This window comes from Streptomyces durocortorensis (genome assembly GCF_016901035.1).
In the GTDB taxonomy this organism is placed as follows: domain Bacteria; phylum Actinomycetota; class Actinomycetes; order Streptomycetales; family Streptomycetaceae; genus Streptomyces; species Streptomyces durocortorensis.
Genome location: NZ_JAFEUF010000047.1, coordinates 16875 through 37340, shown reverse-complemented (window position 1 = coordinate 37340; position 20466 = coordinate 16875). Strand labels below are relative to the sequence as shown.

16 protein-coding genes and 1 pseudogene are annotated in these 20466 nt (G+C 72.0%); 9 read left to right on the top strand and 8 right to left on the bottom strand.

Annotated elements, in window-relative coordinates; all coding sequences use genetic code 11:
• Positions 1-2746: nitrate- and nitrite sensing domain-containing protein (locus tag JS521_RS12535; protein ID WP_205082874.1), on the bottom strand; the 2746-nt coding region annotated here is incomplete at its 3' end.
• 364 nt (positions 2747-3110) lie between these two features.
• Here JS521_RS12535 and JS521_RS12530 point away from each other — a divergent pair.
• On the top strand, positions 3111-3905 hold the full coding sequence (locus tag JS521_RS12530; RefSeq protein ID WP_205082868.1) for a hypothetical protein: 795 nt from the start codon (positions 3111-3113) through the stop codon (positions 3903-3905).
• Between the two features lie 49 nt (positions 3906-3954).
• On the opposite strand, the gene JS521_RS12525 is transcribed toward JS521_RS12530, so the two are convergent.
• Complete coding sequence (locus tag JS521_RS12525; protein ID WP_307847858.1) at positions 3955-4455, bottom strand: MarR family winged helix-turn-helix transcriptional regulator; 501 nt, start codon at positions 4453-4455, stop codon at positions 3955-3957.
• A 241-nt stretch (positions 4456-4696) separates the two neighbouring features.
• On the opposite strand from JS521_RS12525, the gene JS521_RS12520 reads away from it, so the two are divergent.
• Entirely contained in the window at positions 4697-5449 is a 753-nt protein-coding gene (locus JS521_RS12520) for a polysaccharide deacetylase family protein (RefSeq protein WP_205082871.1), read from the top strand.
• Positions 5450-5574: 125 nt separating this feature from the next.
• Here the strand turns inward: JS521_RS12520 and lon are convergent, their stop codons facing one another.
• Positions 5575-7992 (bottom strand): endopeptidase La, encoded by a 2418-nt coding sequence (gene lon / locus JS521_RS12515; RefSeq protein WP_205082867.1) that lies wholly within the window; start codon positions 7990-7992, stop codon positions 5575-5577.
• A gap of 261 nt (positions 7993-8253) precedes the next feature.
• Here lon and JS521_RS12510 point away from each other — a divergent pair, with 261 nt between their 5' ends.
• The 5 genes from JS521_RS12510 to JS521_RS12490 all read left to right on the top strand — a co-directional run bounded on the left by JS521_RS12510 (position 8254) and on the right by JS521_RS12490 (position 15418).
• Complete coding sequence (locus JS521_RS12510; protein WP_239487169.1) at positions 8254-8982, top strand: spermidine synthase family protein; 729 nt, start codon at positions 8254-8256, stop codon at positions 8980-8982.
• A gap of 235 nt (positions 8983-9217) precedes the next feature.
• The gene (locus JS521_RS12505) at positions 9218-9955 is read left to right on the top strand and encodes a response regulator transcription factor (protein WP_006127534.1); all 738 of its coding nucleotides are present in this window, start codon (positions 9218-9220) and stop codon (positions 9953-9955) included.
• The gene (locus tag JS521_RS12500; protein ID WP_205082865.1) at positions 9952-11028 is read left to right on the top strand and encodes a HAMP domain-containing sensor histidine kinase; all 1077 of its coding nucleotides are present in this window, start codon (positions 9952-9954) and stop codon (positions 11026-11028) included. Before JS521_RS12505 ends, JS521_RS12500 begins: the two co-directional genes overlap by 4 nt.
• A 282-nt stretch (positions 11029-11310) precedes the next feature.
• Complete coding sequence (locus JS521_RS12495; protein ID WP_205082864.1) at positions 11311-15123, top strand: multifunctional oxoglutarate decarboxylase/oxoglutarate dehydrogenase thiamine pyrophosphate-binding subunit/dihydrolipoyllysine-residue succinyltransferase subunit; 3813 nt, start codon at positions 11311-11313, stop codon at positions 15121-15123.
• A 100-nt stretch (positions 15124-15223) separates the two neighbouring features.
• Positions 15224-15418, top strand: a complete 195-nt coding sequence (locus JS521_RS12490) for a DUF6104 family protein (protein WP_175515220.1) — start codon at positions 15224-15226, stop codon at positions 15416-15418.
• A gap of 9 nt (positions 15419-15427) precedes the next feature.
• On the opposite strand, the gene JS521_RS12485 is transcribed toward JS521_RS12490, so the two are convergent.
• Positions 15428-16258 (bottom strand): hypothetical protein, encoded by an 831-nt coding sequence (locus tag JS521_RS12485; RefSeq protein WP_205082863.1) that lies wholly within the window; start codon positions 16256-16258, stop codon positions 15428-15430.
• A gap of 171 nt (positions 16259-16429) precedes the next feature.
• Between JS521_RS12485 and JS521_RS12480 the strand changes: the two genes are divergently transcribed.
• The gene (locus JS521_RS12480) at positions 16430-17287 is read left to right on the top strand and encodes a DUF4097 family beta strand repeat-containing protein (RefSeq protein WP_205082862.1); all 858 of its coding nucleotides are present in this window, start codon (positions 16430-16432) and stop codon (positions 17285-17287) included.
• A gap of 1 nt (position 17288) precedes the next feature.
• Positions 17289-18353 carry a PadR family transcriptional regulator gene (locus tag JS521_RS12475; RefSeq protein ID WP_205082861.1) on the top strand — a complete coding sequence of 355 codons (1065 nt, stop codon included), beginning with the start codon at positions 17289-17291 and terminating at the stop codon, positions 18351-18353.
• 37 nt (positions 18354-18390) lie between these two features.
• Here the strand turns inward: JS521_RS12475 and JS521_RS12470 are convergent, their stop codons facing one another.
• From JS521_RS12470 to rsmG, 4 genes and pseudogenes are all read right to left on the bottom strand, one after another.
• Positions 18391-19002, bottom strand: a complete 612-nt coding sequence (locus tag JS521_RS12470; RefSeq protein WP_205082860.1) for a Clp protease N-terminal domain-containing protein — start codon at positions 19000-19002, stop codon at positions 18391-18393.
• Positions 19002-19211 carry a sigma factor-like helix-turn-helix DNA-binding protein gene (locus tag JS521_RS12465; RefSeq protein WP_006127526.1) on the bottom strand — a complete coding sequence of 70 codons (210 nt, stop codon included), beginning with the start codon at positions 19209-19211 and terminating at the stop codon, positions 19002-19004. Before JS521_RS12465 ends, JS521_RS12470 begins: the two co-directional genes overlap by 1 nt.
• A gap of 31 nt (positions 19212-19242) precedes the next feature.
• Positions 19243-19485: pseudogene (locus JS521_RS12460) on the bottom strand (GNAT family N-acetyltransferase); the annotation flags it as partial.
• A 183-nt stretch (positions 19486-19668) separates the two neighbouring features.
• Complete coding sequence (gene rsmG / locus JS521_RS12455; RefSeq protein ID WP_205082859.1) at positions 19669-20385, bottom strand: 16S rRNA (guanine(527)-N(7))-methyltransferase RsmG; 717 nt, start codon at positions 20383-20385, stop codon at positions 19669-19671.
• Positions 20386-20466: the final 81 nt, after the last annotated feature.

Genomic DNA, 20466 nt, shown 5'->3' with positions numbered 1-20466 from the left:
GCGCGGGGGCTGCCGGGGCAGGAGGGGCGGCCTGTTCCTCCGGGACCACCGGGACCACCGGCGCGGAGGGCGGCTTCGGCAGCCGGAACTGCATCGTCATCTCGGAGTCGGTCTCAACGTCGCGCTCAGCGTCGGCGTCGGCGTCGGCGTCGGACGCAGGCGGGGACGCGAACGCGGGCTCGGACGCAGACGCGGGCTCGGGCTCGGGCGCGGTCTCGGGCCCGGACTCGGACGCAGCCTCGGGCCCCGGCTCGGATCCGGTCTCGGCTTCGGCGTTCTCCCGGACCGTCCGCTCGGCGGCGGCGATCATGGGGTCGGCGGCAGGCGAAGCCTCGGCCACCGGCTCGATCACCGGCTCCGGCTCGATCACCGGCACCTGAGCGTTCGCCGTGTCGAGGCCCGGCGCGTCCTCCGCCGCCGAATCGGCCGCCTCGGCCTCCGAGGTCGCCTCCGGCTCCGGGGCCGACCCCGCCCCGGCGGGCGTACCCGGCTCGGGCAGCGCGGCCGGCAGGGGTGAACGGCTCGGCAGCGCGTTGGAGTTGGCCTCCGCCACCGAGCCCGGCAGGTTGAGCGTGGGGGCGTCGCCGGGCAGTTGCACGGCGGGCGGGGTGGCGGCGGGCAGCGTCTTGGGCAGCAGGGCCTGCGGCAGGACGACAACGGCCGTCACTCCACTCCCCTTCTGCTCGCGCAACTGGACCCGCACCCCGTGCCGGGCGGCCAGCAACGACGTCACCTGGAGACCGAGTCCGGCGCCGTCGGCGTTCTGCTCACCGGCCTCGAACGAGGTCGGGTCCGCCAGCCTGGCATTCAGCTCTTCCATTCGGACCGTCGACATGCCGATGCCCTCGTCCGACACGGAGAGCATCACCTCGCCGCTCTCCAGCAGCCAGCCGGACAGCTCGACATGGGAGTCCGGCGGGGAGAAGGAGGTGGCGTTCTCCAGGAGTTCGGCCAGGAGGTGGGACAGGTCGTCGGCGGCGAACCCGGCGATCTGGGCGTGCGGCGGCAGGGACTGGATGGTGACCCGCTCGTACCGCTCGATCTCGCTGACGGCGGCGCGCGCCACGTCGACCAGCGGGATCGGGCCCGCGTGGCCGTGGCCGTGCTCGGCGCCGGCGAGGACGAGCATGTTCTCGCTGTGGCGGCGCATGACCGTGGCCATGTGGTCGAGCTTGAAGAGGGTGGCGAGGCGTTCCGGGTCCTGCTCGCGCTCCTCCAGGCCCTCGATGACGCCGAGCTGCCGCTCGACGAGGCCGAGGGTGCGCAGCGAGAGGTTGACGAAGGTGTGGTGGACCGTGTTCTTGAGCTGTCCCAGCTGGGTGGTCAGCTCGGCGGTCCGCTCCTGGAGTTCGGTCCGCTGCTGCGCCAGGGACTCGCGGCTCTTGATGAGGCCGGAGCGCTCCGCGCTGAGGCTCTCGACGCGTCCGCCGAGGTCCTGGTGGAGGTCGGTGAGCTTGCCGTGGAGGGCGTTCATCGACCGGACGACCTGGGCGAACTCGTCGTTGCGGCCGGTGTAGCGGACCGGTTCGGCGTTCTCGGGGTCCTCGGCCAGGCGTGCGGCGCCGATGCGCAGGACCGCGAGCGGCTGGGTGAGGGTGCGGGCGACGGCGGTGGAGACGCCGACGGCGAGCAGGAAGCAGCCGCCGAGCAGGGCGATGGCCAGCTCGAGGGCGGTGACGTCGTCGTCGCGCAGGCCCTCCAGGTGCCGGACCTGGCCGGTGGTCAGCGCGGACTCGACGCTGCGCATCCGGTCGACGCGGGCGGAGAGCGCGGCCTCCAGCTTGGCCGGGTCGACCCGGCGTTCCGCGTCCGAGAGTTCGGGGCGGCCGGTGAGGCGGGTGAGGTACTTCTCCGCGTCGTTGACCTCGGATCCGGTGACGGTCGCGGAGAGCTTGTCGCGGGCCTCGGGGTCCGCCGCCTGATCGAAGTCGGCGAGCGCTGCCAGCTCCCGTACGCGGGCCTGCTGGGCGGCGGCGCTCAGCTCGTCGCGTTCGCGGTCGGCCCGGACGACGCCCTCGTCCTGGGTCTGCACGGGCAGCCCGGTGAACGGGTCGGTCTGCGGGGCCGTGGGCTCGGGGCTCGGCACGGCGAGCGCGGCGAGGAGGAGCCCGCGGGTGGCGGAGGCCTGCTCGGACGCGCCGCCGAGGGTGAGCGGGGCCCGGGTGGCGTCGGCGGCGCGCGGCGGGGTCTTCTCGGCCAGTTCGGCGGCGATGCCGTGGAGCTTGGCGATGAGGTCGGAGTACGCCTGGTGCGCCTCCAGGGCCGAGCCCTTGCCGCTCAGCGCGGAGCGGCGCAGGGAGGGGACCGTCGAGAGGTCGCGGCGCAGGGCCGCGGGGGCCGCCTCGTGGATCTCGTCGATCTGCTGGTCGACGCGGGTGGAGCGGGCGGCGCGGTTCTTCGCGCCGTCGCCGCCGTCGGCTTCCTCGGCGCGGCCGTCGGCGACGTACGCGGTGACGGCGTCACGCTCGTCGGCGAGGGAGTGCCCGAGGGTGACGGCCTGCTGGTTCAGCTCGGCGAGGGTGACGAGCCGCTGGGACTCGGTGAGATCGGCGGAGGCTCCGAGCACGGCGGGGGCGCCCGCCGCCACGACGATGACGCCGACAACCGCGACCCCGGCGACCAGTCGGCTGCGCACCCGCACGGTCCGCTTCTCCGCCACGGTCCGCTCGTCCGCACCGGGTGCCGGAGGCGTCGCCCCGGAACCGTCGCGCGTCGTGCCCTTGCTCCGCGGCCGCTTCTTCTGCACCGGTGCTCGCAATCTTGACTCGTCCACCCTTGAAGCAGAGGTGACGCACGGTCACATGGAAGGGCGCCCCGCTCCTGGTACGGCTTCTGACCATTCCAGCGCTTTTGAGAGGGGGGCGCGCATCAACCGCTCCGCCACTCGAAGGAGTGAACATCACTCTGGAGTTGGCGAACAAGTCTCCCCCAGCGGCCCCCTGACCATGCGTGGAGGGCGGGGTGGAAGTTCCGCTCCGCCTTTGGCAGGATGCCCGCCCGCACCCGCTTCGGAGCCGCTCCTTTCACCTGGCGCGCCCGTGTTGACCTGCTGGTACAGGCCATCTTCAGGCGCGTGCAGGGCAGGTGAAGGGCTCGTGCAGACTGACGGTATGCGCATCGAACTCGCCACCGCGCCCGGCAGCCCCGAACGCCCCAACGAGGACTGGGCCTCGGGAGCCCTTCCCGCGTCCGGCCAGGGCGGTGTGCTGGTCCTGCTCGACGGCGTCACACCGCCGCGCGGGGACGACGGTTGTGTGCACTCGGTCCCGTGGTTCACCGCGCGGCTGGGCGGTGCGCTGGTGGAACTGTCCGGTTCCCGCCCTGATCTGACTCTGGCCGAGATCCTGGCCGCGGCCATCTCCCGTACAGCCGACGCCCATCGGGCCACCTGTGACCTTTCTCACGCACGTACGCCTCAGGCGACGGTGGCTCTGGCACGTTGGAGCGGCCGCGCGATCGAGCACCTGGTGCTGTCCGACGCGGTCCTGCTGCTGGAGTCCCGCGACGGCGCGGTCCTGGCGGTTCTCGACGACCGGCTGACCCGGCTGCCGCCGGGCTCGCTCGCCTCGAACGAGATCGCCGACGCCACCGTGCGCAACAAGGAGGGCGGCTTCTTCACGGCCGCCGCCGATCCCGCGGTGGCCTCGCGCGCGGTGACGGGCAGCACCCCGGCGGCCGGCGTGCGAGCCCTCGCCGCACTCACGGACGGCGCGGCCCGCTGGACGGAGGTGTTCGGCGAGGGCGACTGGGCGGGCACGCTGGGGCTGCTGCGGAAGGCGGGGCCGCAGGGGCTGATCGACCGGGTGCGGGAGCTGGAGGACGCCGACGCGGCCGCCGGGCGCGTACGGCTGGGGCGCGGCAAGACGCACGACGACGCCACCGCGCTCCTGGTGGAGCTGGACTGAACCGAACCGGAACCTGCCGGAGTTGAACTGACCGACGGTCCGGAGCCGGTCAGCTCTCCGCGCGGGCGTTCAGCTGGTGCAGGAGCCGGGCCAGTTCGGCGACCTCGGCCCGGTCCCAGTCGGCCAGCTTGCGTACGTAGCGCCCCCGGCGGGCGTCCCGGACGCTGCGGAAGCGGGCCAGGCCGTCGTCGGTGAGGTGGACGAGCCAGGCGCGCCCGTCGGCCGGGTCGGGCTCGCGGGCCACCAGGCCGAGGTTCTCCAGGGAGTGCAGCTGGCGGCTCATGGTGGCCTTGCCGACGCCGAAGTAGGCGGCCAGCCCGGTGGCCCGCTGCCGGCCCGCCGCCTCCAGGCGGACGAGCAGGCCGTAGGCGGCGGGCTCCAGTTCGGGGTGGACCTCCCGGGCCATCTCGCCCGAGCTGGCGCGCGCCCGGCGCAGGAACACCGCCAGCTCACGCTCCAGCGCCAGGAATTCATGGTCCACGCCGCTCACGCCGGGCGCGCCCGGCCCCTCGGGCGCACCAGGCTCCGGCTCGCTGTCGTCTCCGCGCACGTCAGTACCCCTCGTACGGTTCCCTGCCGATGAAAGCTGCCGCCGCGACCGGCCATCGCCGCAGCTCGGCCAGTATTTCGCAGGAGTGGACCACCGGCGGCAGCCCGGCCACCGATCCGGGACCTCCCGGCACCTCGAACCCCACTATGCACTCAATGTATACGCACTATGTATAGTCATCGCCGTACCGCACACCTGTGCGGATTCCCGTACAGAGGAGTGATGTGTCGTGCCCGGAAAGATGCCGTCGTCAGGGATGAGGTTGGCTGCGGCGCTGGTGACGGCGCTCACACTGACGCTGAGCGGCTGCTCGATGGACACGACCGCGCCCGGTTCGGCGCGCGGGGAGGCGGCGTCCGACGCCAAGGGCGAGTTCGGGCCGGTGGACTGCCGCAAGGCGAAGTGCATCGCCCTGACCTTCGACGCGGGCCCGGGCGAGGACACACCGCGGCTGCTGGACATCCTCAAGGAGAAGAAGGTGCACGCCACCTTCTTCCTGCTGGGCAAGCACCACGTCGTCAAGCACCCCGACGTGGTGCAGCGCATCGAGGACGAGGGCCACGAGGTCGCCAACCACACCTGGACACATCAGGTGCTGACCGACCGGAAGCCGGACGAGATACGGGCCGAGCTGGAGGAGACCCAGGTGGCCATCGAGAAGATCACCGGCAGGAAGCCCCGGCTGATGCGCCCGCCGCAGGGCCGCACCGACGACACCGTCTCGGAGATCAGCAAGGACCTGGGCCTCTCCCAGGTCCTGTGGAGCGCCACCGCCAAGGACTACTCGACGAACGACTCCGCGCTGATCAAGAAGCGGATCCTGGACCAGGCGAGCAAGGACGGCGTCATCCTGCTGCACGACATCTACAAAGGCACCGTCCCCGCCGTGCCCGGGATCATCGACGCGCTCCAGAAGGACGGCTACACCCTCGTGACCGTCCCCGAGCTGATGGCCCCCGCCGAGCCGCAGCCGGGCACGATCTACCGCCCCTGAGTCACCGCCCCTGAGCGCCCGGGCCGGCCGTCACGGCACGCGGAACGGCCCGCCCCCGTTGACTCGGGAAGCGGGCCGTCCGTACCGGTCGCGTACCTGATGCCGCGCCCGTCACAGCGTGGCGGTCAGGCCGCGGCCGGGATCCTTTCGGCCGGGGCCGTGGCCGAGGCGAGGGCGATCTCCAGCACCTGGCGTACGTCGGTGACCGGGTGGACCTCCAGCTTCTCCAGCACCTCGGCCGGGACGTCGTCCAGGTCGGCCTCGTTGCGCTGGGGGATCACCACGGTCGTGATGCCCGCCCGGTGCGCGGCCAGCAGCTTCTGCTTGACGCCGCCGATCGGAAGGACGCGGCCGGTCAGCGACACCTCACCGGTCATCGCCACATCCGTACGGACGAGGCGTCCGGAGAGCAGCGAGGCCAGGGCTGTCGTCAGCGTGACGCCGGCGCTCGGGCCGTCCTTGGGGACCGCGCCCGCCGGGAAGTGGATGTGCACGCCCCGGTCCTTGAGGTCCGCGACCGGCAGTTCCAGCTCCGCACCGTGCGACCGCAGGAAGCTCAGCGCGATCTGCGCCGACTCCTTCATGACGTCGCCGAGCTGACCGGTCAGGGTCAGACCGGACGCCCCGGTCTCCGGGTCGGCGAGCGACGCCTCGACGAAGAGGACGTCACCGCCCGCCCCGGTCACCGCGAGCCCGGTGGCCACGCCCGGTACGGCGGTGCGGCGCTCGGCCGGGTCCTGGGCGGACTCGGGCACGTGGTGCGGCCGGCCGATCAGACCCCGCAGATCGGCATCGGTGACCGTGAACGGCAGCTCGCGGTCGCCCAGTTCGTGCTGGGCCGCGACCTTGCGGAGCAGCCGGGCCACCGCCCGCTCCAGATTCCGTACGCCCGCCTCACGGGTGTACTCGCCGGCCAGCTTGCGCAGCGCCGACTCCTCCAGGGCGACCTCGTCCTTCTCCAGGCCCGCCCGCTCCAGCTGGCGCGGGAGCAGGTGGTCCCGGGCGATGACGACCTTCTCGTCCTCGGTGTAGCCGTCGAGGCGGACCAGCTCCATACGGTCGAGCAGGGCCTCCGGGATGGCTTCGAGCACGTTGGCCGTGGCCAGGAAGACGACATCGCTGAGGTCGAGCTCGACCTCCAGGTAGTGGTCGCGGAAGGTGTGGTTCTGGGCCGGGTCGAGGACTTCGAGGAGGGCGGCGGCCGGGTCGCCCCGGAAGTCGGAGCCGACCTTGTCGATCTCGTCGAGCAGGACGACCGGGTTCATCGAACCGGCCTCCTTGATGGCCCGCACGATCCGGCCGGGGAGCGCGCCGACGTACGTACGCCGGTGGCCGCGGATCTCGGCCTCGTCCCGGACACCGCCGAGCGCGACGCGGACGAACTTGCGGCCCATGGCGTGCGCGACGGACTCGCCGAGCGAGGTCTTGCCGACGCCGGGCGGACCGACGAGGGCGAGCACGGCGCCACCGCGACGGCCGCCCACCACACCCAGCCCCCGGTCGGCACGGCGCTTGCGCACCGCGAGGTACTCGGTGATGCGTTCCTTCACATCGGCCAGGCCGGCGTGCTCGGCGTCCAGGACCTCCTGGGCGCCGCGGATGTCGTAGGCGTCCTCGGTGCGCTCGGTCCACGGCAGTTCGAGGACGGTGTCCAGCCACGTGCGGATCCAGGAGCCCTCGGGCGACTGGTCGCTGGAGCGCTCCAGCTTCTCGACCTCCTTGAGCGCGGCCTCGCGGACGTGCTCGGGCAGGTCGGCGGCCTCGACGCGGGCCCGGTAGTCGTCGGACTCGTCCTCCGGGTCGCCGTTGAGCTCGGAGAGCTCCTTGCGTACGGCGTCCAGTTGGCGGCGCAGCAGGAATTCGCGCTGCTGCTTGTCGACGCCGTCCTGGACGTCCTTGGCGATGGACTCGGCGACGTCCTGCTCGGCGAGGTGCTCGCTCAGCCACTGGATGGCGAGCTTCAGCCGGGCGATCGGGTCCACGGTCTCCAGGAGCTGGACCTTCTGGGCGGTGGTGAGGAACGGCGAGTATCCGGAGTTGTCGGCGAGCGCGGAGACGTCGTCGATCTGCTGGACCCGGTCCACGACCTGCCAGGCGCCGCGCTTCTTCAGCCAAGTGGTGGCGAGCGCCTTGTACTCCTTGACCAGCTCGGCGGCGGATCCGGGCAGCGGGTCGGGGGCGGCGGTCTCCAGCACGGTTCCCTCGACCCAGAGCGCCCGGCCGGGACCGCTGGTCCCGGCGCCGATGCGGACCCGGTCACGGGCCCGGATGAGGGCGCCCGGATCGCCGTCCGACAGGCGTCCGACCTGCTCGACGGTGCCGAGGACACCGGTCCCCGTGTAGGTGCCGTCGATCCGCGGGACCAGCAGCACCTGGGGCTTGCCGCCGCCGGGGCGGGCCGCGGCCTGCGCGGCCTCGACGGCGGCGCGCACCTCGGTGTCGGACAGGTCCAGCGGCACGACCATGCCGGGCAGGACGACCTCGTCGTCGAGCGGCAGCACGGGCAGGTCGATCGGTGTGAACGCCTGGGACTCGTTAGTCATGATCTCCCCTTCGGCAGGCAAGTTGAGCTATGTGCACTCAATGTTTGTGAGTCGCCGAATGTTCCCCGGCCGCTGTTCGCTCTGAGCGATCAGTACGCCCGCCGCACCTCTCACCAGCGCACGCCTCTTCGTACGGGAGCGCTCGGCGGCGGGCAGTTGTTCCCCTCCCCGGAGCCGGAAAGGTGCTGGCCCTCGCCCCACGCGGCGGGCCAGGATGGGCGGGCACCGACCGCCACGACCGGATACCGGAGAGCCGCCCCCATGTCCGCGACATCCACCTGGCCCGCCCCCGAACCGACGGGATCGCTGCCCGTGCGCTCCACCGAAGCCCCCGTCGTCCTCGACCGCCGCGAGGGCCCCTTCGGTGAGGTCGTGCTGCGGGAGCGCGGGGAGCACTTCGAGATCATCGCCAACGGCTGCTTCCTGATGGACACCTCCGACGGGCGCTCCGAGCGGCTGCTGATCGACGCCGCACTGGCCGCCCTGCCCGCCGGGCGGCCCGGCCCCTCCGTGCTCATCGGCGGCCTGGGCGTCGGGTTCTCCCTGCTGCGGGCCGCCGAGGAGGAGCGCTGGGGGCGGATCACGGTCGTGGAGCGGGAGCAGGCGATCGTGGACTGGCACCGGGAAGGGCCGCTGGACCGGATCTCCGGGGCGGCGCTGGCCGACCCCCGGGCCGGGATCCTGCGCGCGGACCTGGTGGCCCACCTCCGTACCACCACGGAGCGTTACGACGCGCTCTGCCTGGACATCGACAACGGGCCCGACTGGACGGTCACGGAGGGCAACGGAAGTCTCTACTCCCCCGCCGGTCTGGCGCACTGCCACGACCGGCTGACCCCGGGCGGCGTGCTCGCCGTCTGGTCCGCACAGCCGTCGCCCGCCTTCGAGCAGGCCTTGCGGAATGCCGGGTTCAGCGGGGTTAGGACGGAAGAGGTGGCCGTTGCCCGAGGTGTGCCCGACGTGGTCCATCTCGCACTGCGGGCCGCCTGAACCCCCCACCCGGTATGCACGGCCCGGCGGTGGCACGGGCCAACCGGCACAAGGCCGACGATCCGCCCGCCCGCCCGGCCCGAACGCGTGGCCCCGGGGCAACACCCTGCGTAGCCGGGAGCCCTCCGCTGCCTTTACGCTGCTGACCGGCACACGGGATCACCCACGAAATCCACGAGCGAAGACCGTGCCTCCGGGGGGAATGGCTCCCGCGAGAACGGGCAGGGGCGGGGCGATGGAACAGACACACACCACCCACAACGGCGTCGCGGCCACCCCGGGGGCTCAGCGCCGGGTGCTGGTGGTCGAGGACGACGCCACGATCGTCGACGCCATTTCCGCCCGGCTGCGGGCGGAGGGCTTCCTCGTGCAGACCGCGCTGGACGGCCCCGCGGCCGTGGACGCGGCAGAGGCCTGGCAGCCCGACCTGATGGTGCTCGACATCATGCTTCCGGGCTTCGACGGCCTGGAGGTCTGCCGGCGGGTGCAGGCGGCGCGTCCGGTGCCGGTGCTGATGCTCACCGCACGCGACGACGAGACCGACATGCTGGTCGGCCTCGGGGTCGGCGCCGACGACTACATGACCAAGCCGTTCTCCATGCGGGAGCTGGCCGCCCGGGTGCACGTGCTGCTGCGCCGGGTGGAGCGGGCCGCGCTGGCCGCCGTCACGCCGCGCAGCGGGATACTGCGTCTGGGTGAGCTGGAGATCGACCACGCGCAGCGCCGGGTCCGGGTGCGCGCCGAGGACGTCCATCTCACGCCGACCGAGTTCGACCTGCTGGTCTGCCTCGCCAACACCCCGCGCGCCGTGCTCTCCCGCGAGCAGCTGCTCGCCGAGGTGTGGGACTGGGCGGACGCCTCGGGCACCCGTACGGTCGACAGCCACATCAAGGCGCTGCGCCGGAAGATCGGCGCGGAGCGGATCCGTACCGTGCACGGCGTGGGCTACGCCCTGGAGACTCCGGCGCCATGACCTGGCCAGGGCCCGGAATGCGGCCCTTCTCCATCAAGGCCAAGCTGGGCACGCTCGTCGTGGTGTCGGTGTTCATCACGACCGGGCTGCTGATCGTCGCCCTGCGGACCCGGACCGAGTTCCAGTTCATCACCGTGTTCTCGGTGATCGCCACGCTGCTGATCACCCAGTTCGTGGCGCACGGTCTGACCGCGCCGCTGGACGAGATGAGAGCGGTGGCCCGGTCGATCTCGCACGGCGACTACACCCGCCGGGTGAGCGGCGCCGGGCGGCGGGACGAGCTGGGCGACCTGGCGCAGACGATCAACCGCATGGCGGACGATCTGGAGGCGGAGGACCGGCACCGCAAGGAGCTGGTCGCCAACGTCAGCCATGAGCTGCGTACCCCCATCGCGGCGCTGAGAGCCGTGCTGGAGAACGTGGTGGACGGGGTGTCCGCCGCCGATCCGGAGACCATGCGCACCGCGCTGAAACAGACGGAGCGGCTCGGCCGGCTGGTCGAGACGCTGCTGGACCTGTCGCGCCTGGACAACGGGGTCGTCGCACTCAAGGCACGCCGTTTCGAGGTGTGGCCGTATCTGTCGGGCGTACTGAAAGAGGCCAATCTCGCCGCCTCCCAGCGACGTCTGTCGTCGGGTTCGGGCAATCACTCCCGTACGGACGTCCATCTGCACCTGGACGTCTCGCCGCCGGAGCTCACCGCGCACGCGGACGCCGAGCGGCTGCACCAGGTGGTCGCCAACCTCATCGACAACGCGGTCAAGCACAGCCCGCCGCACGGCCGGGTGACGGTGCTGGCGCGGCGCGGGGCCTACCCGGAGTCGCTGGAGCTGGAGGTCATCGACGAGGGGCCCGGCATTCCGGAGGCGGAGCGGCACCGGGTGTTCGAGCGCTTCAACCGGGGCCAGGCGCCCTCGCCGCACGGTCCGGGCAGCGACGGCGGTACGGGACTGGGCCTGGCCATCGCGCGTTGGGCGGTCGATCTGCACGGCGGCCGGATCGGAGTGGCCGAATCCGCTCGGGGCTGCCGGATCCAGGTCACCCTCCCGGGAATCTCCGAGCCGCGCGGTTGACGACCTTGTTGGCATAGGGTCGAACCGGAAGGGCACGTTCATCAGTGTCCAGCCAGCAAGGGACCTCAAGGGGACGCGGTCGCAGGACCGTCTCCCCGGTCCTGCGTACCCGAAGTGCAGTGGAACCTCGCTTGTTTCCCGCCATTTCCTGCGCCGAAACCCGCCCTTCGATGTGATGTGCACGACGAAGCACCGGCCCGGCCTGCAAGGAACGGTTCGGGGGGCGTAGCCTTGATTTCCGCTGTCCATCACCTTGTGAAGCGGAAGAGGGCGGTTGCCGCCGTGTCGTCTCAGTCCCCCAGTAACTCAAGCGTCTCGACCGACCAAGCCGGCCCGGGCACCAACCCGGCCGCGGCTTTCGGCGCCAATGAATGGCTCGTCGACGAGATCTACCAGCAGTACCTCCAGGACCCCAGTTCGGTCGATCGTGCCTGGTGGGACTTCTTCGCCGACTACAAGCCGGGTGCCGCCGGCACGGCGGACAAGCCCGCTCCCGGGGCCTCGGGGGCCCCGGTGACCGAGGCAGCCGCCCCGGCCGCGCCCGCTCCGGCAGCCGCTCCGGCTCCGGCGAAGGCCGCTCCGGCCGCCCCCGCGCAGCCGGCTCCGGCCAAGGCCGCGCCCGCTCCGGCGAAGGCCACCCCCGCCGAAGCGAAGCCCGCGGCGGCGAAGCCCGCTGCCGCGCCCGCCAAGGCGAAGCCCAAGGCCGAGGAGTCCACCGAGGCCCCGGCAGGCCCGGAGTACGTGACGCTGCGCGGCCCCTCGGCCGCCGTCGCGAAGAACATGAACGCCTCGCTGGAGCTGCCGACGGCCACGTCCGTCCGCGCGGTCCCGGTGAAGCTGCTCTTCGACAACCGCATCGTCATCAACAACCACCTCAAGCGCGCCCGCGGCGGGAAGATCTCCTTCACGCACCTCATCGGGTACGCGATGGTGCAGGCCCTCAAGGCCATGCCGTCGATGAACTACTCCTTCGCGGAGAAGGACGGCAAGCCCACCCTGGTCAAGCCGGAGCACGTCAACCTCGGTCTGGCCATCGACCTGGTGAAGCCGAACGGCGACCGCCAGCTGGTCGTCGCGGCCATCAAGAAGGCCGAGACGCTCAACTTCTTCGAGTTCTGGCAGGCGTACGAGGACATCGTCCGGCGCGCCCGCATCGGCAAGCTCGGCATGGACGACTTCTCCGGCGTCACCGCCTCGCTGACCAACCCCGGCGGCATCGGCACCGTCCACTCGGTGCCCCGCCTGATGCCCGGTCAGGGCCTCATCATGGGCGTCGGCGCGATGGACTACCCGGCGGAGTTCCAGGGCACCTCGCAGGACACCCTCAACAAGCTCGGCATCTCGAAGGTCATGACGCTCACGTCGACCTACGACCACCGGGTCATCCAGGGCGCCGCCTCCGGCGAGTTCCTGCGCGTCCTGTCCCAGCTGCTGCTCGGCGAGAACGAGTTCTACGACGAGATCTTCAAGGCGCTGCGCATCCCCTACGAGCCGGTCCGCTGGCTCAAGGACATCGACGCCTCGCACGACGACGACGTCACCAAGGCCGCGCGGGTCTTCGAGCTGATCCACTCCTACCGGGTCCGCGGCCACGTCATGGCCGACACCGACCCGCTGGAGTACCACCAGCGCAAGCACCCCGACCTCGACATCACCGAGCACGGCCTCACCCTGTGGGACCTGGAGCGGGACTTCGCGGTCGGCGGGTTCGCCGGCAAGACGATGATGAAGCTCCGCGACATCCTCGGCGTGCTGCGTGAGTCGTACTGCCGCACCACCGGCATCGAGTTCATGCACATCCAGGACCCGAAGCAGCGCAAGTGGCTCCAGGACCGGGTGGAGCGCCCGCGTCCGAAGCCCGAGCGCGAGGAGCAGCTGCGGATCCTGCGCCGGCTCAACGCCGCCGAGGCGTTCGAGACCTTCCTGCAGACGAAGTACGTCGGCCAGAAGCGGTTCTCGCTGGAGGGCGGCGAGTCCGTCATCCCGCTGCTCGACGCCGTTCTCGACTCCGCCGCCGAGGCCCGCCTCGACGAGGTCGTCATCGGCATGGCCCACCGCGGCCGCCTGAACGTCCTGGCGAACATCGTCGGCAAGTCGTACGCGCAGATCTTCCGCGAGTTCGAGGGCAACCTCGACCCGCGCTCGATGCACGGCTCCGGCGACGTCAAGTACCACCTGGGCGCCGAGGGCACCTTCACCGGTCTGGACGGCGAGCAGATCAAGGTCTCGCTGGCCGCCAACCCCTCGCACCTGGAGGCGGTCGACCCGGTCCTGGAGGGCATCGCCCGCGCCAAGCAGGACATCATCAACAAGGGCGGCACGGACTTCACGGTCCTGCCCGTCGCGCTCCACGGCGACGCGGCCTTCGCGGGCCAGGGCGTCGTCGCCGAGACGCTCAACATGTCGCAGCTGCGCGGCTACCGCACCGGCGGCACCGTGCACGTGGTGATCAACAACCAGGTCGGCTTCACCGCCGCCCCGGAGTCCTCGCGCTCCTCGATGTACGCCACCGACGTGGCGCGCATGATCGAGGCGCCGATCATCCACGTCAACGGCGACGACCCGGAGGCCGTGGTCCGCGTCGCGCGGCTCGCCTTCGAGTTCCGGCAGGCGTTCAACAAGGACGTCGTGATCGACCTCATCTGCTACCGCCGCCGCGGTCACAACGAGGGCGACAACCCGGAGTTCACCAACCCGCAGATGTACACCCTGATCGACAAGAAGCGCTCGGTGCGCAAGCTCTACACCGAGTCCCTCATCGGTCGCGGCGACATCACGCTGGAAGAGGCGGAGCAGGCGCTCCAGGACTTCCAGGGTCAGCTGGAGAAGGTGTTCGCCGAGGTCCGCGAGGCCACCTCGCAGCCGGCGTCCCCGCACGTCCCGGAGCCGCAGGCCGCCTTCCCGGTGGCCGTGGAGACAGCCGTCTCCGCCGAGGTCGTCAAGCGGATCGCCGAGTCGCAGGTCAACATCCCCGAGTCGATCACCGTCCACCCCCGTCTGATGCCGCAGATGCAGCGTCGCGCGGCCTCGGTGGAGAACGCCACGATCGACTGGGGCATGGGCGAGACCCTGGCCATCGGCTCGCTGCTGATGGAGGGCACCCCGGTCCGGCTCGCCGGCCAGGACACCCGCCGCGGCACGTTCGGCCAGCGCCACGCGGTCCTGGTCGACCAGGTCACCGGCGAGGACTACACCCCGCTGCTGTACCTGGCGGACGACCAGGCCCGGTACAACGTCTACGACTCGCTGCTCTCGGAGTACGCGGCGATGGGCTTCGAGTACGGCTACTCGCTGGCCCGTCCGGAGTCGCTGGTCATCTGGGAGGCCCAGTTCGGTGACTTCGTCAACGGCGCGCAGACCGTCGTGGACGAGTTCATCTCCTCGGCCGAGCAGAAGTGGGGCCAGACCTCCGGCGTCACGCTGCTCCTGCCGCACGGCTACGAGGGCCAGGGCCCGGACCACAGCTCCGCCCGCCCCGAGCGCTTCCTCCAGATGTGCGCGCAGGACAACATGACGGTCGCGATGCCGACCCTGCCGTCGAACTACTTCCACCTGCTGCGCTGGCAGGTGCACAACCCGCACCACAAGCCGCTCATCGTCTTCACCCCGAAGTCGATGCTGCGTCTGAAGGCGGCGGCCTCGGCGATCGAGGAGTTCACCGTCGGCGGCTTCCGCCCGGTGATCGGCGACGCGTCGGTCAAGGCCGAGAACGTCCGCAAGGTCGTCTTCTGCGCGGGCAAGCTCTACTACGACCTGGACGCCGAGCGGGAGAAGCGCGGCGACACGGAGACGGCGATCATCCGGCTGGAGCGGCTGTACCCGCTGCCGGGTGCGGAGATCCAGGCAGAGATCGCGAAGTACCCGAACGCCGAGAAGTACCTCTGGGCGCAGGAGGAGCCGGCGAACCAGGGTGCGTGGCCGTTCATCGCGCTCAACCTGATCGACCACCTGGACCTCGCGGTCGGCTCGGACGTGCCGCACGGCGAGCGCCTGCGCCGCATCTCGCGGCCGCACGGCTCGTCCCCGGCGGTCGGCTCGGCCAAGCGCCACCAGGCGGAGCAGACGCAGCTGGTCAACGAGGTCTTCGAAGCCTGAGGACCTGAACGCCGATCACCCCGGAGACCCGGTTCCGCGCTCGTCGCGGGGCCGGGTCTCCGGCGTCTCCATGGCCCTCGGGCCTCGCTATCCTTTTCCCATGTACTTCACGGACCGTGGCATCGAGGAACTGGAGAAGCGGCGCGGCGAGGAGGAGGTCACCTTCGAGTGGCTCGCCGAGCAGCTGCGTACGTTCGTCGATCTCAACCCCGACTTCGAGGTGCCCGTCGAGCGCCTCGCGACCTGGCTGGCCCGGCTGGACGACGAGGACGACGAGGACGACGAGGACGCGTAACGCCTGCTCCTACGGGGTTTCCGCGCCGGCCCTGGCCCGCTCGTAGACGAGTCCCAGCGCGCCCTGCGCCAGCAGCACCGCACCGGCCGCCGCCCAGCCGCCGCTGCGGCGTCGCGCGCCCCACAGCAGGAGCGGGAGCCCGGCCGCGAGCTGGACGGCGGCGACGGCCCGGGCGCGGGGGCCGCGTACCCACGGGCCGACCCGGCTGCTCTCGACCGCGTCCAGTTCGACCCGTACGGCATCGCGCCAGCCGGCCCACTCGACGCGGTCCACCTGGCGCTGCGCCGCCGCGACGCTGCGCAGCCGGTCGGCGCTCTCGCCCGGGGAGAGTCCGGCGGGCAGGGTCAGACCGGTGCGGGTGAGGACGGCGAGCAGTCCGCGCAGCCGGGCCTCCGCGTTCGCGTCCGGATCGGGGCGGGTCAGCTCCTCCAGCGCCTGTACGTCCAGCACCGGGTCGAGGCCGAGCCGGGCGGCGAAGGTCCGTGTGGCCTCGTCCTCGCCCACCGGGGTGCCGTCGGCCAGCCAGACGTAGCCCACGGGCCGGCGGAACCCGGCGGCGAGGGTGTATCCGGCCCGGTCGGCGTCCCACCACAGGGCGAGCACCGGCCACGTGGAGCCGACGGCGAGCGCGCCGGCCCAGCCGCCGAGCACCCGGTCGACGGGCTCGGCGTCCTGCTCCGCGCCCCCGGTCCGCCAGGGCTTCCCCTCGGGGACGAGCACGCTCCACTCCTCGCCCGCGCGGACCAGCAGCATCTGCTCGCGCAGCAGGTGGGCGAGCGGCCGTACGGTCTCGGGGTCGGCCCGGCACAGCAGGAGGGCCCCGGTGGATGTCGCGTTCATGGCTCACACGCTAAGGCAATTTGCCCACATTTGATTGCGTTTGCAGGCATGGTGCCGACCGTCGCCGGGGTCCGGCGCCCCTTGACTTCACCCATCCGCGATATATCGTGTCCTGGACGAGACGCGATATGTTGCGTTGCCAGCTGCCACGCCTTCCGGGAGGTCACATCCATGCCTGTGTCGACATGGACCATCGATGAGCCGCGGAAGCTCTCCTTCGAGGATCCGGTGGCGGCGCTCCAGGTGCGCATCGTCGACGGCACGGTCAACGTGGTCGGGACCGACGAGCCGGACGCCCGGCTGGAGATCTCCGCGATCGAGGGCCCGCCGCTGATCGTGACCCAGGAGGACGGCCGGCTCACCGTGGCCTACGAGGACCTGCCCTGGCAGGACTTCCTGCGCTGGTTCGAGCCCAAGGGCCGCCGCCGCAGCGCCGTCGTCACGCTCGTCGTACCGGCCGCCGCCTCCGTCGAGGTCGGCGTGATCGGCGCCGGGGCCGTCGTCTCCGGCATCAGCGGCCGCACCGAGGTCCGCGGCATCACCGGGGACTCCACGCTCGTCGGGCTGACCGGCGCGGTGCGCGGGGAGTCCGTGTCGGGCAGCCTGGAGGCCCAGGGCGTCACCGGGGATCTGCGCTTCCAGTCGGTGGCCGGCGATCTGACGGTGATCGACGGGGCGGGGGCCTCGGTCCGGGCCGAGTCGGTCAGCGGTGACATGGTGCTGGACGTCGACCCGTCCGGGAAGCCCACGGACATCCGGCTGACCACGGTGTCCGGCGAGATCGCGATCCGGCTGCCGCACCCGGCGGACGCGAAGGTCGAGGCGAACACCGCGAGCGGGGCCGTCTCCAACGCCTTCGAGGACCTGCGGGTCGGCGGGCAGTGGGGCGCCAAGAAGATCACCGGCACGCTGGGCGCCGGGACGGGAACCCTGCGGGCGACGACCGTGTCCGGTTCGATCGCTCTCCTGCGCAGGCCGCCCGCCGAGGACGACGCGTACGCCGCCGAGCCGACCGGAAAGGTTCTCTGACATGCCCCCCGTATTCGCCCACGGCCGCCTGCGCCTGTACCTCCTCAAGCTCTTGGACGAGGCTCCTCGCCACGGCTACGAGGTGATCCGCCTGCTGGAGGAGCGCTTCCAGGGCCTGTACGCCCCGTCCGCCGGCACGGTCTACCCGCGGCTGGCCAAACTGGAGGCCGAGGGCCTGGTCACCCACGCCACCGAGGGCGGCCGCAAGGTGTACTCGATCACCGACGCCGGACGCGAGGAACTGGCGGGCCGCAGCGCCGAACTGGCCGACCTGGAGCTGGAGATCCGCGACTCGCTCTCCGAGCTGGCCGCCGAGATACGCGACGACGTACGGGGCGCGGCGGGCCGGCTCCGCAGCGACATGCGGGCGGCAGCGTCGGAGTCCCGGCACGGTACGGGGGCGGGGGCCGAGAGTCGCAAGGGCCGCACCAAGGGCGCCCCGCCCTCCCCCTTCGGAGATTTCGGGGACTTCGGCAATCTGGGTGACCTCGGCGACAGCGAGGTGTGGCGCACGGCGAAGGAGGAGCTGCGCCGGGCCAAGCAGGAGTGGAAGGAGCAGGCCCGCCGGGCGAAGGACGAGTCCCGGCGCGCCCGCGAGGACGCGCAGCAGGCCCGCCGCCAGGCCAAGGAGGCTCAGGACAAGGCGCGCGAGCAGATGCAGACCGCCGCCCGTCAGGTGCAGGAGCACTTCGCCCGGGGCGACTGGCCCTCCGGCGTCCGGGAAGGCCTCGCGGAGATCACCGGCCAGCTCGGCGGCTTCGCCCGGACCGGCGCCTGGCCCCCGTTCGGCAAGCCCGAGCCGGAGCCGGAGGCCGCCCCGTCCGTCCAGGTGCCGGATCCCGGTGCGGACTGGGGGCAGGCCCCCCCCACGACCGGCGACCCGGTGCGCGATCTGGACCGCCTGCTGGACCGGTTCCGCGACGGCATCCGGGATGCGGCCCGCGATCACGGGGTGACGGAGACCCAGCTCGCGGAGGCCCGCCGCCATCTGGGCGCAGCGACGGCACGGATCGAGGCGCTGCTGAAGGCAAAGGACGAGGGCGGCGAGGACGGCGAGAAGGCCTGAGGGTGGGGGGTGATCCAGGAACACCACCCCCCACCGCTCACCCGGCCAGGGCGTGCCCCTGGCCCCCGTCACCCTCGTCGCCCCCGTCGCCCCCGTCGGCGTCGGGTCCGTACAGCGCGCGTTGCACGGCCGCATAGGTCGCCCCGTGCTCGGCGAGGACGTCGGCGACGACCCCCGGCTTCGCCGTGAGGGCCAGGAGCAGGTGCTCCTCGCCGATGAACCGGTCGCCGCGGCCGAGGGCCACCCGGAGCGAGTTCTCCAGCACGGTCTTCGCCCCCGGGGCGAAGGGGCGGTGCCCGGACCACCACCACCGGCGGCCACCGCGGTCGGTGTCGAGGGCGCCCTCGCCGTGGGTTCCCTCGACACGGGAGACGATCGCGCCGACGTCGATCCCGATGCCGGCGAGGGCGTCGGTGTCGGCCCGGGTCAGGCCGCCGCGTCGGCGGGCCTCGGCGAAGGCGGCGTCCAGGGAGGCGCGGCGGTCGTGGAGGCCGAGGGCGGTGACGGCGAACGCGGCGCGGCCGCCCTCCTGTTCCAGCAGCGCGAGCAGGAGGTGCTCCTCGGTGACGGAGTCCGCCCCGGCCCGCTCGGCCTGGGCGACGGCGCCCTTCACGGTGGCGCGGGCCCCTCGGGTGAATCGCTCGAACATCAACGCCTCCCGTACTTCTTGTGCACGGCCTGCCGGCTGACGCCCAGCTCGGCGGCGATCTCCTGCCACGACCAGCCCTGAACACGGGCGCTTCTGACTTGTACGGCTTCGAGCTGCTCCAGCAGCCGCCGCAGCGCGGCCACCGCCCGCAGCCCGACGCGCGGGTCGCGGTCACCGGCGCGTGCGGCCAGATCCGTTGCTTCGGTCATGATGTCAACCTACATTGACACCCCTCGCACGTCAATCAAAATTGACATCATCGTCGGCGAGGCGCGCGTGCCGCTCGACGTCGTACCGGATGTCGCCGTACCGCAGCTTGGCCCGGTCGATGCCCTCGGGCGCGAAGCCGGACCGGGTCGCGACCCGGCAGGAGGCGGGGTTGTCGGTGCGGTGGCCCAGCTCCAGCCGGTACAGCCCGAGTTCACCGAAGGCCCAGCGCGCGAGCGCCCGCACGCCGGGGGGGGCCCCCCCCCCGCCCCCCGCCCGCGGGGGGGGGGGCGGGGGGGGGCCCCCCCCCCCCCCCCGCGGCCGATGATTCCCTGCAGCAGAGAGCGACGTTTCACGTGAAACACGATGCCCCTGCCGAGCAACTACCAGGCCACGACACTCCGCACGCCGACCGTCCGGAGCGCTCGACCGGACGGCCACGTCGTTTCGCGGCGCTCCTCAGCGACGCCTGCGCGTGCGCCCCGTCCGAGCGGCCTTGGCCCTCTTTGCGGCGAACCTCACACCGCCCGGGCTCTCGCCCACCACGACACGAACAACGGTGGAGAGCGGATCGACCACGCCTTCACCGACCTGGAGCACCTCGGTCTCCAGCACACCGAGCTTGCTGAGCGCGGCCCTGGCGCCGTTGAGCTCCTCCTCGGCGGTGTCGCCCTTGAGCGCGAGCATCTCCCCGTACGGCTTCAGCAGGGGAACGCCCCAGCCCGCCAGCCGGTCCAGCGGAGCCACGGCACGGGCGGTCACCACCTGGACGGGCTGAAGCGTTCCGAGGACCTCCTCGGCCCGGCCGCGCACGACCGTCACATGGTCCAGGCCGAGCAGGTCGACGACCTCCTGGAGGAAGTTCGTCCGCCGGAGCAGCGGCTCCAGCAGGGTGATCTTGAGGTCGGGGCGCACCAGAGCCAGCGGAATGCCGGGCAGACCCGCGCCCGAGCCCACATCGCACACGGTGACGCCTTCGGGCACGACCTCGGAGAGCACCGCGCAGTTCAGCAGGTGCCGCTCCCACAGCCGGGGGACCTCACGCGGCCCGATCAGGCCTCGCTTGACCCCGGCATCCGCAAGAAGCTCCGCGTACCGGACAGCCTCCGGGAAGAGCTCTCCGAACACCGCCCGCGCCTCCGCGGGTGCCTGGGGGAGCTCTGCTGCCTCCGTCACGGGGACCGTCCTTCCATACCGCACTAGCGCACTGTGGGTGGCTGACTATCAGGCTGACAAAGATCGGCCCCGCCTGCGAAC

Excerpts from the sequence above, each read along its gene's own strand:
- JS521_RS12530 (WP_205082868.1), top strand. The coding sequence starts at position 3,111 with ATGCGCATCGAACTCGCCACCGCGCCCGGCAGCCCCGAACGCCCCAAC.
- JS521_RS12520 (WP_205082871.1), top strand. The coding sequence starts at position 4,697 with ATGCCGTCGTCAGGGATGAGGTTGGCTGCGGCGCTGGTGACGGCGCTC.
- lon (WP_205082867.1), bottom strand. The coding sequence starts at position 7,992 with ATGACTAACGAGTCCCAGGCGTTCACACCGATCGACCTGCCCGTGCTG.
- JS521_RS12510 (WP_239487169.1), top strand. The coding sequence starts at position 8,254 with ATGTCCGCGACATCCACCTGGCCCGCCCCCGAACCGACGGGATCGCTG.
- JS521_RS12505 (WP_006127534.1), top strand. The coding sequence starts at position 9,218 with ATGGAACAGACACACACCACCCACAACGGCGTCGCGGCCACCCCGGGG.
- JS521_RS12500 (WP_205082865.1), top strand. The coding sequence starts at position 9,952 with ATGACCTGGCCAGGGCCCGGAATGCGGCCCTTCTCCATCAAGGCCAAG.
- JS521_RS12490 (WP_175515220.1), top strand. The coding sequence starts at position 15,224 with ATGTACTTCACGGACCGTGGCATCGAGGAACTGGAGAAGCGGCGCGGC.
- JS521_RS12485 (WP_205082863.1), bottom strand. The coding sequence starts at position 16,258 with ATGAACGCGACATCCACCGGGGCCCTCCTGCTGTGCCGGGCCGACCCC.
- JS521_RS12480 (WP_205082862.1), top strand. The coding sequence starts at position 16,430 with ATGCCTGTGTCGACATGGACCATCGATGAGCCGCGGAAGCTCTCCTTC.
- JS521_RS12475 (WP_205082861.1), top strand. The coding sequence starts at position 17,289 with ATGCCCCCCGTATTCGCCCACGGCCGCCTGCGCCTGTACCTCCTCAAG.
- JS521_RS12470 (WP_205082860.1), bottom strand. The coding sequence starts at position 19,002 with ATGTTCGAGCGATTCACCCGAGGGGCCCGCGCCACCGTGAAGGGCGCC.
- JS521_RS12465 (WP_006127526.1), bottom strand. The coding sequence starts at position 19,211 with ATGACCGAAGCAACGGATCTGGCCGCACGCGCCGGTGACCGCGACCCG.